At 49.5% G+C, this 327-nt stretch carries 1 protein-coding gene; it reads right to left on the bottom strand.

Annotated features, from left to right (window positions below; genetic code table 11):
* A partial coding sequence (locus AAEY80_RS14390; RefSeq protein WP_350588539.1) for a hypothetical protein occupies positions 1 to 327 on the bottom strand: 327 nt, incomplete at both ends.

Here is a 327-nt window from a genome sequence, read left to right as displayed (position 1 = left end):
GCTTGCTGACGATCCCATGCCAAAGGCTGAGGACGCAACACCCGCTGAGGAAGACTGTACGCCAATAGCCGTAGACAAAGCACCTTTAGAAAGCGCTTTTGAGCCAATCGCTATAGAAGCAGCACCACCAGCTTCGGTATTTCTAACGTAATATCCCGCTTCAACAAGGTCACGACCCGTATAAGCTTTGAATGCGGTATTGACATCACCTCCATTGATTGCAGATGCTGAGGTGCCATCAATATTGGCTTGAGAGGCGGCATTTAGATCGTCACCACCAATGGCAATAGAAGATCCGCCTTTGGTCACAACGTTTGCACCAATGGC

This window comes from Psychrobacter sp. 78a-MNA-CIBAN-0178 (genome assembly GCF_040309625.1).
In the GTDB taxonomy this organism is placed as follows: domain Bacteria; phylum Pseudomonadota; class Gammaproteobacteria; order Pseudomonadales; family Moraxellaceae; genus Psychrobacter; species Psychrobacter okhotskensis.
The sequence above is the reverse complement of the archived record's forward strand: the minus strand, read 5'-3'. Positions and strand labels throughout refer to the sequence as shown.